General features: G+C 73.0%; 4 protein-coding genes and 2 pseudogenes. 5 read left to right on the top strand and 1 reads right to left on the bottom strand.

Annotation, left to right across the window (positions count from 1 at the left end; all coding sequences use genetic code 11):
* Nucleotides 1–152 precede the first annotated feature (152 nt).
* Nucleotides 153–1,655 (bottom strand): flavin monoamine oxidase family protein, encoded by a 1,503-nt coding sequence (locus BLS56_RS15945; protein WP_091451136.1) that lies wholly within the window; start codon nucleotides 1,653–1,655, stop codon nucleotides 153–155.
* Nucleotides 1,656–2,446: 791 nt separating this feature from the next.
* Here BLS56_RS15945 and BLS56_RS15950 point away from each other — a divergent pair.
* From BLS56_RS15950 to BLS56_RS15970, 5 genes and pseudogenes are all read left to right on the top strand, one after another.
* A complete protein-coding gene (locus tag BLS56_RS15950) occupies nucleotides 2,447–3,625 on the top strand; it encodes an acyl-CoA dehydrogenase family protein (RefSeq protein ID WP_091451139.1) in 1,179 nt (392 codons plus the stop codon).
* Nucleotides 3,626–3,701: 76 nt separating this feature from the next.
* Nucleotides 3,702–4,082, top strand: a complete 381-nt coding sequence (locus BLS56_RS15955) for a YybH family protein (RefSeq protein WP_091451142.1) — start codon at nucleotides 3,702–3,704, stop codon at nucleotides 4,080–4,082.
* A 56-nt stretch (nucleotides 4,083–4,138) separates the two neighbouring features.
* Nucleotides 4,139–4,537: a YybH family protein gene (locus BLS56_RS15960; RefSeq protein WP_091451145.1), complete on the top strand. Its 399-nt coding sequence runs from the start codon at nucleotides 4,139–4,141 to the stop codon at nucleotides 4,535–4,537.
* A 67-nt stretch (nucleotides 4,538–4,604) separates the two neighbouring features.
* Nucleotides 4,605–8,636 (top strand): annotated as a pseudogene (locus tag BLS56_RS15965) (type I polyketide synthase); the annotation flags it as partial.
* A gap of 58 nt (nucleotides 8,637–8,694) precedes the next feature.
* A pseudogene (locus BLS56_RS15970) lies at nucleotides 8,695–15,195 on the top strand (thioester reductase domain-containing protein); the annotation flags it as partial.
* Between the last annotated feature and the right edge of the window lie 85 nt (nucleotides 15,196–15,280).

The raw sequence follows: 15,280 nt of genomic DNA on the forward strand, positions 1-15,280 counted from the left end.
CCACGACTCTAAAGTCGGCCTGACCAGGCGTCGGTCATCGCGCGGTAACTACCGCGCGAGTCCGGTCTTCCCCGGTTCGGACCGAAAAACCCTTGTGGCGTCGGGATTTGCGGTGGTGTGGCCCCGCCGCCGGGGCCACACCACCGGCGCGGTCAGCCCACCGGAGCCGACGCGACGAACTGCTCCTGCGCCTCATCGCTCGAACGCCCCCGCAGCAGCGCGGCGATGTGGGTCGCAGCCCGCAGCCCGCTTTCGATGGCGCCGTCCATGTAGCCGTTCCAGCCCAGGGCGATGTCGCTGGTGGCGAAGGCGATCCGGCCCAGCGGCCGCTGCAGGGTCCGCATCGGCCCGGTCAGCACCCCGGGCGCGCGGACGGCCCACCCGCCCAGGGAGAACGGGTCGCGGCCCCAGTGCTGCGCCCGCACCGCGAGCACCTCGATGTCGGGGACGAACTGCCGCAGAACCTGTTGCAGCGCCTGCTGGTTCGTCGGGTCGAACGCGGCGTCCGCGCTGAACCCGATCACGATGTTCGTGCCGTCGGCGCGCTCTTGGAACGGGAAGACCACCATCACCGGCGAACCCGCTGGCGCCTCGGCGTAGAACCGGCCGAGGTCGCTGCCGCGCACGTGGATCAGGAACTTCTGCGCGCCCCGCACGCCGATCCCCTGCGTCGACATCGCGGTGAACTCACTGGGCAGCCGCGGTGCGAAGTTGATGCTGTTCCACAGGTTCACCGGCGTGGCCACGACCGTGGCGCGGGCCCGGTACACCTTGCCGGACCGGGTCGTGACGGTCACCCCCCGCCCGTCGTTGACCACCGAGTTCACCGGGCTGTTCAGGCGCAGCGGCACCTGCGAGCCGGACAGGATGGCGTTCAGCATCCCGACAGAGCCGATCGCGGGCCGCAGGGTGTTCACGCCAGCCAAGCCGTCGTAGTTGTGCCCGGCCAGCGCCCACCAGTGCGCCATCTCGGTGAAGCCGATCGTGCTCGCCGAGCCGGTGAACCCGCCCGCGAACTGGTCGATGAACAGCTTGTCCGCCTCGGAGTAGTTGAGCTGGTCGAGCCGGTCCTGCATGGACAGCTGGTCGAGCGGGGTGATCAGGTCCAGCCGGGCGTACGGATTGAACGGCTGGGGGAAATACTCCTCCGACCCCTCGAAGAACGGGTCGACCAGCGTCGCGTGGTGCGCGAACGCCTCGGCGGCCGCGAACGTGGTGAACCCGTTCGGCGTCGGGAAGATCGCCCGCTGCGGGGGCGCGTCCGAGACGACCTGCAGGTTCAGCCTGCGCGTCTCGGCCCAGACGAACGGCTGCTTCTGGTCGATCCAGGTGCCGCCGAGTTCGACCTGCTCGCCATCGAACGTCTCCGTCCACACGCGACCGCCGATCCGGTCCCGCGCCTCGAGCAGCACGGTGTGCAGGCCCATCGCCGCGAGCGCGCGGGCGGCGCTGACCCCGGCGAAGCCCGCGCCGATGACGACCACGTCGAAGCCCGCCTTGTCCGCCGCGTCCGCGTCGGCGTCCACCTGCGCGAGCGCGGTGTTGATCTCCGGCCTGGCCGCCGGCGTGGCCAGGGCGCGCACGCTCCGCAGGAGCGTCAGGTGCGAAAGCGCCTGTTCCGCGTTGGCGGCGGGCAGATCGCTGTTGGTGCTCATGGTTTCTCCTGGAATCCGAATTTGATTTCTAGGTCGAGTCGCGCCATGATGGGTATGCGGTTGGACACAGCGAGTCGCCGCCGAAGCGCTTGAGCGCGCGGCGGATGGCGGGGCAGCGAAGTAGCTCTCCGAGAATCAGCGCACGATGAAATCACTGCGCGTGGAATGCGTCGGTGTGGCTCGCCGAGATGGCCGAGCCGCGCTGCTCGCGCGTTCCGGTTCCGGTGTGTCCGGCCCGCGTGGGCCGATGTGATCGCGTGTGATGACGCGCCCCGCGCCTTCCCCCGAAGGCGCTAGCGGGCGGTGATCGCGCTCAGGAGAGCCCCGCCCGTGCTGCTGCCGTCGTCCACGACGGCACCCGGCGGGGTGGGCGATAAGTAGTCGACACCTTTCCTAACCCCCTTGTGTGCTCGCGGCGGGTGACTTCAGCGTGACTGTCCACACGAAGCGGCCGCGTTGCCCGCGATCCTAGCCACTTCGTGCGGGATCGCTTCAGAAACTTGGTCATGAACCGTCAATTGTGAAAGCGGGCGACCGCAGATTCTCGGTTACCGGACGATGGAACCCTCGACGTTGACTTGAGGGTTTCTGGTCTCGCGGTCCGATTACCACGCTGTGACCGCGCGATTCGGAGTCCGCTGACTACGCGGCGGTACGTTCGATGAGGCGGGGAAGCGGGCGGTGACCGTCCGCGCCGATGGCGGCACTCGAGCGATCTGACGTTCTCCCTGGCCGAACGCGCGCCGTCGTGCGGTGGCGGGTTGGTGAAGACGACCGAGGAAGGAAGCGGAATGACCATGATCGAGGTCGCGGCCCCGACTGTGCTGGCCGCGGTGCGGGACATCGTCCCGACGCTGCGGGCCAACGGCCTCGCCGCGGAGGAGGGCCGCTGGATTCCGCGGGAGAACATCGATCTCCTTGACCGCGCCGGGGTTTTCCGGATGGCCGTGCCGGAGCGGTTCGGCGGTTCGGACCTGCCGCTGGCCGAGCAGTTCGACGTGCTCGCCGAGATCTCCCGCGGCTGCGGCTCGACCGGCTGGACCAGCGCGGCGTGGGTGTCGACCGCCTGGATGATCAGCCTGTACCCGGATCGCGCGCAGGAAGAGGTCTTCGCGGGCGGCTCGGTCCGGGTGTCCGGCGGGTTCACCCCGAGCGGGACGGCCGTTCCCGCCGAGGGCGGCTTCGTCCTCAACGGCGAGTGGCGGTTCAACACCGGATGCCGCGCCGCGGACTGGGACATGCTCGCGGCCCTGCTCGAACGGCCCGACGGGACGGTCGAGCAGGTGTTCGCCGTGGTGCCCATGGCGGAGTTGGCCATCGCCGACGACTGGCACGTCTCCGCGGCCGCGGGCACCGGCAGCTCCACCGTCACCGCGACGGACCTGTTCGTCCCCGCGCACCGCGTCGCCTCCGGGGAAGCCGCCGTCGAGGGCGTCACCGGGGACCGGTGGAACTCCGGCGCGACGGGCCGCAACTACGGGCTGATCGGCATGGTCATGGTGGAGGGCGTCGCGACCCACGTCGGGATGGCCCAGGCCGCGTTGGAGCTGTTCGTCGAGCGGCTGCCCGGCCGGGCGATCTCGTACTCGAACTGGGCCGACCAGAGTGCCCACCCGCTCACCCAGATCAGCGTCGCCACCGCCGAGAACAAGATCGCCGCGGCACGGGCTCTCGCCGCCGAGGTCATCGCGCTGCTGCAGCGGCGGGCCGATGCGGGCGAGCAGCCGACCTTGACGGAGCGGGCGACGATCCGGGGGCGCTGCGGATTCGCCGTGCAGCTGGCGAAGGAGGCCGTGCGGGAGCTGCACGCGGTGAGCGGCGCGTCCGCGCTGAGCCGCAAGGCCGCCTTCCAGCGGTTCTACCGGGACCTGGAAGGCCTGTCGCTGCACGGGTTGATGGCCCCCAGCACCAACCTGGAGGTCCAGGGCCGGGTCATGCTCGGCCTCGACCCCGACGCGCCCGTCCTCTGAGGACAGACCGTGCTTTGTTCGCCCACCTGAGAAGCAGTGTCCCGATCGGGGTTCACGACCAAGGGAAGTGATTCGCATGACCAGTGTCCGTGAAGTGCTTGTCACCAGCGTCCTCGAGCACGCCGAGAGCTATGTCCGCGCCTTCAACTCCGGCGACCCCGCCGCCCTCGACAGCCACTACACCGACGACGCGGTGACGGTGTGGGAGAAGGGGGTCGCGCTCTCCGGCGAGGCGCGGCGGGCGGGGATGGCGGAGTTCCTGGCCCAGCAGCCGAAGATCACCACGACCGTCCTGGAGTCCCATGTCACCGAGGACACCGCCCTGCTGGTGGTGGACTGGACCATCGACATCCCCGGTGGTGAGCGGCTTTCCGGCATCGGCACCGATGTCCTGCGCCGCGGCGCGGGCGGGCAGTGGCTTTTCGCGATCGACAACCCGTACGGCAAGGACATCTGAGCAGCCATCTGAGCAGTCAGCTGAACCGATAACCGAGCGCACGAGGAGACATCGCCATGAGCAGCACCCTTGACCTGACCCTCACCGAAGACCCGGACCAGCAGAACGACGTGTTCACCGCCGCGTTCAACTCCGGCGACGGCGCGATCTTCGACCAGCTCTACCGGGCGGACGCGATCTCCAGCCTGACCGGCGTGCCGCTCACCGGAGCCGAGCGCACGGCGGCCATCACCGCGTTCCTGGCCACCAACCCCAAGCTGAGCGCGAAGGTGGTGCACACCTACCGGACCGGGGACACGTCGCTGCTGGTCGTGCGGTACCGCCTGGAAACCAGCGGACCCGAGGGCGAGCCGGTGGTGCTGGAGGGCACCTGCACCGACGTGATGGTGCGCGACGAGGACGGCAAGTGGGTCATGGTGATCGACCGGCCGGTCAACGACGAGCCCGCGGCCTGAGCGAACGGCTTGAGCGAACAGTTCCGAACGAGCTATGCGGAGGGGGACCATGGCGGGCGAGGACGATCTGCGGGAGCACCTGAAACGGGCGGTCGCCCATGCCCGCGAGTCACGCAAGCGCTTGGCGGAGCTGGAAAGCAGGCAGTCCGAGCCGATCGCGATCGTCGGGATGGCCTGCCGCTACCCGGGCGGTGTGTCCACACCGGACGACCTGTGGCGGCTCGTCGCCGACGGGGTCGACGCGGTGGGCCCGTTCCCGACCGACCGGGGCTGGGACCTCGACCGGCTGTACCACCCCGACCCCGACCATCTCGGCACCTCGTACTCGCGGGAGGGCGGGTTCCTGCGCGACGCGGGCCGGTTCGACGCCGCGTTCTTCGAGATGTCACCGCGCGAGGCGCTCGCCGCCGACCCGCAGCAGCGGCTGCTGCTGGAGGTCGCCTGGGAGGCGGTGGAAAGCGCGGGGATCGTCCCGGCGACGCTGCGCGGCAGCCGCACCGGCGTCTACGCGGGCGTGATGTACCACGATTACCAGCCTGATCCCGGGGCGAGCCCTGGGGCGGTGGAAGGGTATCTGGCCAGCGGCGGCGCGGGCAGCGTCGCCTCTGGCCGGGTGTCCTACGCGCTGGGGCTGGAAGGTCCTGCGGTGACCGTCGACACGGCGTGCTCGTCGTCGCTGGTCGCGCTGCACCTGGCGGTCACCGCGCTGCGCAGGGGTGAGTGCGACCTCGCCTTCGCGGGCGGTGTCACGGTGATGTCCACGCCGATGGCGTTCATCGAGTTCTCCCGGCTGCGCGGGCTCGCCGCGGACGGCCGCTGCAAGTCCTTCGCCGCCGCGGCCGACGGGACCGGCTGGAGCGAGGGCGCGGGCATCCTGCTGCTGGAACGCCTGTCCGTGGCGCGAGCCCGCGGGCACGAGGTGCTGGCCGTGGTCCGCGGCGCCGCGGTGAACCAGGACGGCGCGTCCAACGGCCTGACCGCTCCCAGCGGTCCCGCGCAGGAGAAGGTGATCCGGGCCGCGCTGGCCGACGCGGGGCTCGATCCGTCCGATGTGGACGCTGTCGAGGGGCATGGCACGGGGACGCGGCTCGGCGACCCGATCGAGCTGAACGCGTTGATGTCCGCCTACGGGCGCGACCGGTCGCGGGACCCGCTGTGGGTCGGCTCGCTGAAGTCCAACATCGGTCACGCCCAGGCGGCGGCCGGGGTCGGCGGGGTGATCAAGATGGTGCAGGCCATGCGGCGCCGGACGCTGCCCAAGACCCTGCACGCGGCCGAGCCCACCGGGCACGTCGAGTGGGAGCCGGGAGCGCTGTCCCTGCTCACCGAGGCGCGGCCGTGGCGCGCCGAGGACGCCCCGCGCCGGGCGGCGGTGTCCTCCTTCGGGTTCAGCGGCACCAACGCGCACGTCATCCTCGAAGAGGCGGAGGCGGTCGCCGAGCCTGCCCAGCCCTCGGTGTCGCCGCCGTTGGTCCCGTGGGTGGTCTCGGGCCGGTCGGCCGCCGCGCTGCGGGACCAGGCTCGACGCCTGGCGTCCGCTGTGGACGAACGCGGTCTGGACGCGGTGGACGTGGCGTACTCGCTGGCGACCACCCGGTCCGCCTTCGAGCACCGCGCCGTGGTCGTCGGCGCCGACCGCGACGAACTGCTGTGGGGCCTGCGTTCCCTCGCTGCGGACGAGTTCGCCCCCGGCGTGGTCCGCGGCACGCGCCGCGACGGCCGCACCGCGTTCCTGTTCGCGGGCCAGGGCGCCCAGCGGGCGGGCATGGGCGCGCAGTTGCGGGCGGCCTTCCCGGTGTTCGCCGCGGCGTTCGACGAAGTGGCCACCGCGTTCGCCGCCGAGTCGGCCGCCACGTCTGATGGCGCCGCGCTGGATCGCACCGCGCTGGATCTCGCTGGGGTGATCGACACCGGCCGTGGGCTGGACCTGACCGGGAACGCCCAGCCCGCGATCTTCGCCGTCGAGGTGGCCCTCTACCGGCTGCTGGAATCCTGGGGCGTGCGGCCGGATTACCTGGTGGGCCACTCCGTCGGCGAACTGGCCGCGGCACATGTCGCGGGCGTGCTCACCCTGGCCGACGCCGTGACCCTGGTCGCCGCGCGGGCGCGGCTGATGCAGGCCCTGCCCGAGGGCGGCGCGATGATCGCGCTGGCGGTGGGCGAGGACGAGGTGCTGCCGCTGCTGGCGGGCAACGAGCACCTGGTCGGCGTCGCGGCGGTCAACGGCCCGCGCTCGATCGTGGTCTCCGGTGACGCGGCCGCCGCCGAGGCGGTCGCCGCGAAGGTCGAGGCGGGCGGCGCCCGGATCAAGCGCCTCACGGTCAGCCACGCCTTCCACTCGCCCCTGATGGAGCCGATGCTCGCCGAGTTCGCCCGGATCGCGGGCGCGGTGACCTACCACCCGCCCCGGATTCCGATTGTCTCCACGGTCACCGGCACGCTCGCCGACGCCGCGCTGCTCACCGACCCGGGCTACTGGGTGCGGCAAGTCCGCGCGGGTGTGCGGTTCGCCGACAGCGTCGCGGCCCTGCACGCGGCCGAGGTGAGCACGCTGGTCGAGGTCGGGCCGGACGCCGTGCTCGGCGGTCCGGCGCAGGAAACGCTGGCGGAGTCGGAAAGCACGGCGACCGTGGTGGGGTTGCTGCGGCGGCGACGGCCCGAGGTCTCGGCGCTGGTCGCCGGGATCGCGCGCCTGCACACCCTCGGCGTGCCGGTCGACTGGGCGGCGTTTCTCGGCTCCGGCAAGGGTGTTCCGCTGCCCACCTACGCGTTCCAGCGCGAGCACTACTGGCTGACCCCGGCCGCGGCCGACCCGGCCGGGCTCGACCTCGCCCCGACCGGGCACCCGCTGCTCGGCTCGGCCGTCCCGCTGGCCGCGGGCGGCGGGACGCTGTTCGCCTCGCGGATCTCGGCCAGGGAGCACCCGTGGCTCGCCGTCGACCCGGACTCGGGCGAGGTGGTGATTCCCGCGTCCGCCTTGGTGGAACTGGTGATCCGGGCGGGCGACGAGGTCGGCGCTTCCGTTGTGGACAGTCTGTTCCTTCGGGCGTCTCTGGTGGTTCCCCGTGACGGCGCGGTCCGGCTCCAGGTGGCCCTGAGCCCGGCCGATGACGAGGGCAAGCGCTCTCTCACCGTCCACGGCCGGATCGGGGACGGCGACTGGTCGCCGCTCGCGGACGGGACGCTTGGCGTGGCCGCGTCGGCTGAACCCGTGGCGGGGTCGGGAGTCCGGGTCGATCTGCCCGAGGAACTCCGGTCCGACGCGGCCGCCTACGGCCTGCATCCCGCGCTGTGGGAGGCCGCGGTCAACCAAGCCGCGATCAACCAAGCCGCGACCGGTGAACCCGTCGAGTGGCACGGCGTGCGCCTGTTCGCGACCGGCGCGACCGCCGTGCTGGTCAGCGTCGAGCCGGTCGGGGCGAATGCCGTCGCCGTGCTGCTGGGCGACGAGTCCGGCGAACCGGTCGCCACCGTCGACCGAGTGGTGTTCGGCGACCTGCCCACCGCGCGCGGCGATTCCCACGCGACCGATCCCGCCACGCCGCTCCCCGGGAGCACGCGGCGCGTGGTGGGCCGAGCGGACGCGCTGGCCCGGCGGCTCGCCGGGCGTGCGGCGGACGAGCAGCACGTCATCGTGCTCGCCCTGGTCCGCACCGAGATCGCCGGGGTGCTCGGGCACGCGGACCCGAACGCCATCGACGTCGGAACACCGTTGCGGGAACTGGGTTTCGACTCGATGACCGCCGTCGAGTTGCGCGACCGGCTCACCACCGAGACCGGCCTGCGGCTGCCCACCACGCTGGTCTTCGACCACCCGACCCCGCTGGCCCTCACGGAGTTCGTGCTGGCCGCGGCGGCCCGCGGCGCGGACGACGGCCGGTCGCCCGCGCTGGCCGGACTGGACCAGGTGGAAGCGGCGCTGACCGGGCTGGACGGCGCCGAGCGCGGCGCGGTGGCCACGCGCCTGCGGACCCTGCTGGCGAAGCTGACCGAGACCGCGGTCGCGACCGAGGAAGTCGAGCACGACCACCTCGAGTCGGCGTCGGTGGAGGAGATGTTCGCCCTGATCGACACCGAACTCGGGGACACCGTGTCCTGACCGGTCGCCGCGCTCGCGACCCCCGCACGCTGAGTGGAGATTTCTCATGGCCAGTGACAACGAAGCGAAGCTGCTCGACTACCTCAAGCGGGTCACCGCCGATCTGCGGCGGGCGCGCCGCCGGGTCGCCGAGTTGGAGTCGGGCGCGCAGGAGCCGATAGCAATCGTCGGCATGGCGTGCCGGTACCCGGGCGCGGAGACACCCGACGAGCTGTGGCGGCTGGTCATGGCAGAAGGGGACGCCATCTCCGAGTTCCCCGCCGACCGCGGCTGGGACCTGGACAACCTCTACGACCCCGATCCCAAGGCGCGCGGCAGAACCTATGTGCGGCAGGCGGGTTTCCTGGACACCGCGACCCGGTTCGACGCGGCGTTCTTCGGGATATCCCCGCGCGAGGCGGTCGCCATGGACCCGCAGCAGCGGCTGCTGCTGGAGACCGCGTGGGAGGCGCTGGAGCAGGCGGGCATCGATCCCTTGGGGCTCAAGGGGTCCCGGACCGGGGTGTTCACCGGCATGGTCGAGCAGAGCTACCTCGGCCTGCCCGCGCCAGCGGAGTTCGAGGGCTACCTGATGACGAGTCTGCTGACCAGCATGGGTTCCGGGCGCATCGCCTACACCCTCGGACTCGAAGGCCCGGCGGTCTCGGTGGACACCGCCTGCTCGTCGTCGCTGGTGGCGTTGCATTTGGCGGTGCGGTCTCTGCGCTCGGGCGAGTCGGACCTGGCGCTGGCGGGCGCGTCCTACGTGTCGGCGAATCCCGTGGGGCACATCGACTTCTCCCACCAGAACGGCCTGGCCGCCGACGGCCGGTGCAAGCCGTTCGCCGCGGCGGCCGACGGCATCGGCTGGTCCGAGGGCGTCGGACTGCTGGTCGTGGAACGGCTTTCCGACGCCCGCCGCCTCGGGCACCGGGTGCTCGCCATCGTGCGCGGCACGGCGGTGAACTCCGACGGCGCGTCCAATGGCCTCACCGCGCCCAACGGCCCGTCGCAGGAGCGAGTCATCCGCGACGCGCTGGCAGACTCCCGGTTGACGACGTCCGATGTGGACGCTGTGGAGGCACACGGGACCGGCACCCGGCTCGGCGACCCGATCGAAGCCCAAGCCCTGCTAGCCACCTACGGGCAAGGCCGCCCCGGGGACCGTCCACTGTGGCTCGGCTCGCTGAAGTCCAACATCGGCCACGCCCAGGCCGCCTCCGGCGTCGGCGGTGTCATCAAGATGATCCAGGCCATCCGGCACGGCGTCCTGCCCAAGACGCTGCACGTCGACCGGCCGACGCCGATGGTGGACTGGTCCGCGGGGGCGGTGCGGCTGCTGGAGGAGCCGCTGTCCTGGCCGGAGACCGGGCGGCCGCGCCGGGCCGGGGTGTCCGCGTTCGGGGCGAGCGGCACGAACGCGCACGTGATCCTGGAACAGGCCCCGGAACCGGCAGAACCGGCCGAACCGGCCGCGCGGCCGACCGCCGCGCCACCGGTCCCGTGGGTGCTCTCGGCCAAGACCCCTGCGGCGCTGCGCGCCCAGGCGGGCAGGCTGCTCGCCTTCGCAGAGGGCTCCGCGGTCGCCGATCACGTGGACGTGGCCGATATCGCGTTCTCGCTGGCGACCACGCGATCGGCGCTGGAGCACCGGGCCGCGGTGACCGGGCTGGACCGGGGCGAACTCCTCGGCGGGCTCAAGGCGCTCGCCGTGGGTGTCAACGGCCCCGGGGTGGTGCGCGGCCGCGCGAAGCAGGGCGGCAAGACCGTGTTCGTCTTCCCCGGCCAGGGCGGGCAGTGGGCCGAGATGGCGGTCCGGCTGCTCGACGAGGCCCCGGTGTTCGCCGAGCAGGTGCGCGCCTGCGAGCGCGCGCTGTCGCCGTATGTCGACTGGTCGCTGGAAGCGGTGCTGCGCGGTGCCGAGGGCGCGCCCACCATCGACAACGTCGAGGTGATCCAGCCGGTGCTGTTCTCCGTCGCGGTGTCCCTGGCGGCGCTGTGGCGCTCCTACGGCGTCGAGCCGGACGCGGTGATCGGCCAGTCCCAGGGCGAGGTGCCCGCCGCCTACGTCGCGGGGGCGCTCACGCTGGAGGACGCCGCGATGGTCGCCGCGCTGCGCAGCCAGGTCGCGAGCGTGCTGCACGGGCAGGGCGCGATCGCCTCGGTGTCGCTCTCGCGCGACGAGGTGGAGCAGCGGCTGCGGAACTGGGGCGGGCGGCTGTCGGTCGCGGTGGTGAACGGGCCGGGGGCGACGGTCATCGCGGGCGACCTGGACGCGCTGGACGAGTTCGTGGCGCACTGCGCCCGCCAGGACATCCGGGCGAAGGTCTTCCCCGCCTCCTACGCATCGCACTCCGCGCAGGTCGAGCAGATCCGCGACCGGCTGCTGGCCGCGCTCGCGCCGGTCCGGCCCCGATCGGGCACGGTCCCGTTCTACTCCACCGCGACGGCGGACTGGATCGACGGCGCCGACCTGGGCGCGGAGTACTGGTACCAGAACCTGCGGCGGCCGGTGGAGTTCGAGAAGGCCACGCAGAGCCTGGTCGAGCAGGGGTTCGGCGCGTTCGTCGAGGTCAGCCCGCACCCGGTGCTGACCGGGTCGCTCACCGAGCGGTTCCCCGACGCCGTCGCCGTGGCCACCCTGCGCCGCGACGACGGCGGCCTGACCCGGTTCCTGGCCTCGCTCGGCGGCTTCCACACCAGCGGCGGCCGGGTGGACTGGCGGCGGCCGTTCCCGCAGCACACCGCCGCGGTCGAGTTGCCGACCTACGCCTTCCAACGCGAGCGGTACTGGCACGCGGCGTCGGCGGCCCCGGCCAACGCAGCCGACCTGGGCCTGGCCGCTGCCGAGCATCCACTGCTCGCGGCCGCGGTCCCGGTGGCGGGCGCCGACCAGGTGCTGTTCACCGGCCGCGTCTCGCCGCGCACTCACCGCTGGCTTGACGACCACCGCGTGCTGGGCGCGCCGGTGCTCCCGGCCGCGCTGCTGGCCGAACTGGCGACCAGGGCCGGGGACGAGGTCGGCTGCACGGCGGTGGCCGAGTTGACGACGACATCGCCGCTGGTGTTCCCGCCCGCGGCGGGGGTCCAGATCCAACTCGCGGTCGGCGCGCCGGACACCGCAGGCCGACGCCGGTTCACCGTGCACGCCCGGCCGGAGAACTCCGAGGTCACCTGGACCGAGGTGGCGTCGGGTCTGCTGGCGCGGCACGCCGGGCACGGCGACGCCGACCCGGCCCCGTGGCCGCCCGCGGCGGCCGAGGCGATCGATCCGGCGCTGGCCGGGGAGCGGCTGGCCGCGGCCGGACTGGCCTGGGGACCCGCTTTCGCGGGCCTGACCGCGCTGTGGCGGCGGGGGAACGCCGCGTTCGCCGAGGTTACGCTGCCCGCCGGGGTCGCGGCCGCCGGGTTCGGGCTGCACCCGGCGGTGTTGGAGGTCGCCTTGCGCGTCCCCCTGCTCGCCGGGCTGAGCCTGCCGGGCCAGGCCGCAGCCGTGGCCCGGCTGTCCGGGTTCCGACTGCTCGCCACCGGCGCCACCACGGTCCGGGTGACGGCGACCCTGAGCGAGGACGGCGCAGTCGCGGTGCGCCTCGCCGACCAGGGCGGGCAGCCGGTCGCCGAGATCGGGGTCCTGCGCACCCGGGCGCTCACCGCGGCCGAACTCGGCCTGGCCGGGAGCCGGGACCACGACGCGCTGTTCGAGATCGGCTGGGAGCCGGTCGAACTCGCGTCCCCGGCCGACGCCCCGGGCGTGGTCGACTGGGACGCGGACACCGCGGACCCGGGCGCTGTCGTCGGGCGCGCGGACACGTCGCCGATGGCGGCGGTGGCCTGGCTGACTGGGTCCACTGAGGACAGTGTGGATTCGTTGGGTGGCGCGGAGACCAGTGACACGGTTGGGGTTGTTCACCGGGCAAGCCGTCGTGTGTTGGGTCTGGCGCAGCGCTGGCTGGCTGACGAGCGGGTGGCCGACCTCCCGCTGGTCCTGGTCACCCGGGGCGCGGTCGCGACCGGCGGCGAGGATGTGGCGGACCTGGGCGGAGCCGCGGTCTGGGGCATGGTCCGCTCGGCGCAGTCGGAGTTCCCCGGCCGGTTCGTCCTGGTCGACACCGACACCGGTGAGCTGTCCCAGACCGCGATCGAGGCCGTGGTGGCCGCGGGGGAGCCGCAGGTCGCGGTGCGGGGCGGGCAGGCGTTCGTGCCTCGGCTGCGCCGAGTGCCCGCGCCATCGTCCGCCGCGCCGGTCTGGGGCGGTGCGGGCGGTGCGGGCACCGTCCTGATCACCGGCGGCACCGGCACGCTCGGCGGGCTGGTCGCCCGGCACCTGGTCGCCGAGCACGGGGTTCGGCGGCTGCTGCTCACCAGCCGCAGGGGGAGCGCCGCGCGGGGAGCGGACGAGCTGGTAGCGGAGCTGACCGGGCTCGGCGCGGAGGTCACCGTCGCCGCGTGCGACACCGGCGACCGGGCGGCGCTGTCCGCGCTGCTGGCGAGCGTGCCCGAGGCGCACCCGCTGACCGGGATCGTCCACGCGGCGGGCGCGCTGGACGACGGCCTGATCACCGCGCAGACCGTCGACCGCCTCGACGCCGTGCTGCGGCCCAAGGTCGACGCGGCCTGGCACCTGCACGACCTCACCCGCGACCGGAACCTGTCCGCGTTCGTCCTGTTCTCGTCGTTCGCTGGCGTCGTCGGCGGCGCGGGCCAGTCCAACTACGCCGCGGCGAACGCCTTCCTCGACGGCCTCGCGCACCACCGCGCGGCCACCGGGCTGGCGGCGACCTCGGTCGCCTGGGGCCTGTGGGCGCAGACCAGCGGGATGGCCGAGCACCTCGACGCGGCCGACATCGACCGCATCGTCCGCGCGGGCTTCCCGCTGATCGAGTCGGACCAGGGGCTGCGGATGCTCGACATCGCGCTCACCCTCGGCCGCCCGATGGTGGTCGGCGCCCCGGTGGACGTGCCGACGCTGCGCAAGTCCCGGCCAGCGCAGGTGCCCCGGCTGCTGACCGCGCTGGCCAGGACTCCGTCTCGGCGCTCGGTGCGCGAGACCGGGGTGAGCCTGGCGTCGCTGGCCGACTCGCTGGCCCGGCTGCCCGCGGCCGAGCAGCGGGCGGCGCTGCTCGATGTGGTGCGCGGCGAGGTCGCCGCGGTGCTCGGCCACGCCGACTCGACCGGCGTCGGCGACGACCAGCGCTTCACCGAGCTGGGGTTCGACTCGCTGACCTCGGTCGAGTTGCGCAACCGGCTCAGCGCGGCGGCCGAGATCCGGCTGCCCACCACGCTGATCTTCGACCACCCCTCGCCCGCCGCGCTCGCGGAGTACCTGCGGGCCGCGCTCGTCGGCGGCGGCGATGCGACCGACACCCGGTTCGACTTCGCCGCCGACATCGCGCTACCCGACGACATCCAGCCCGCCGACGACGTCCTCACCTGCGTCGCCGACCCCAAGCACGTCCTGCTCACCGGGGCCACCGGCTTCCTGGGCGCGTTCGTGCTGCGCGACCTCGTGCGCACGACCGGCGCCACGGTGCACTGCCTGGTGCGCGGGCAGGACGAGGCCGACGCGCTGCGCCGGGTCCAGGAAAACCTGCGCTGGTACCGCATCGGCGAGCAGGTCGACCCCGACCGGGTGCGGATCGTCGTCGGCGACCTGGCCGCGCCCCGGCTCGGGCTCACCGAGGAGCGGTTCGACTCGTTGGCGCGCACGGTGGACGCCGTCTACCACGTCGGCGCGTCGGTCAACTGGATTCACACCTACGAGACAGTCCGGGCGGCCAACGTCGCGGGCACGGTCGAGTTGCTGCGCCTGGCGGCCCGGCACCGCACGGTCCCGGTGCACCACGTCTCCACGACCGGCGTCTTCCCCGGCCCGCCGACCCCCGGCGTGCCGATCACGGTGACCGACCCGGCCGGCCCCGGCGCGGCGTTGCCCAACGGGTACACGCAGAGCAAGTGGGTCGCCGAGCAGATCATCGGGCTGGCCAGGGAACGCGGCCTGCCGGTGTCGGTTTACCGGGTGGACCAGGTGGCGGGCGACCAGGTCACCGGGTCCTGCCAGACCCGCGACTTCGTCTGGCTCACCGTCAAGGGCGTGGTGCAGGCGGGCGCGGCGCCCGAGGACCTGCCGGGCCTGTTCCGCCTCATGCCGGTGGACTACGCCAGCGCCGCGCTCGTGCGCGTCTCCCGCGACCCGGCCTCGGCTGGCGGCACTTTCCACCTCTGCAACGACAGCCACGTGAGTTTCGCCGACATCGTGGCGCACCTGCGCGACCGCGGCTACCCGCTGCCGGAACTGGACCGCGCCACCTGGTTCGACCTCGTGCGGGCCGACCCGAAGAACGCGATCGTCGCGCTGCTGGACGCGGTGGAGATACTGATCGAGGACCCCGAGTCCTTCTACCCGGCGTTCGACACCGCCCAGACGGCGGAAGCGTTGCGCGGCAGCGGAATCACCTGCCCGGCGGTGACCGGCGACCTGCTCGCGAAGTACGTCGACTTCTTCATCCAGGCCGGATACCTGCCAGAACCGCCCGCTCAGGCGGAACGGGCGCGGGTGCGCGTCGGCGGCGCACCCGGGTAACCGGCCGCTCATCTCCCGCCGGTTGCCGAGCGGCGACCGAGCCGTGAACACGGGTCGGGAAGATCCGACAGGAAACACACGAGGA

Source organism: Actinokineospora iranica (assembly GCF_900101685.1).
GTDB lineage: Bacteria > Actinomycetota > Actinomycetes > Mycobacteriales > Pseudonocardiaceae > Actinokineospora > Actinokineospora iranica.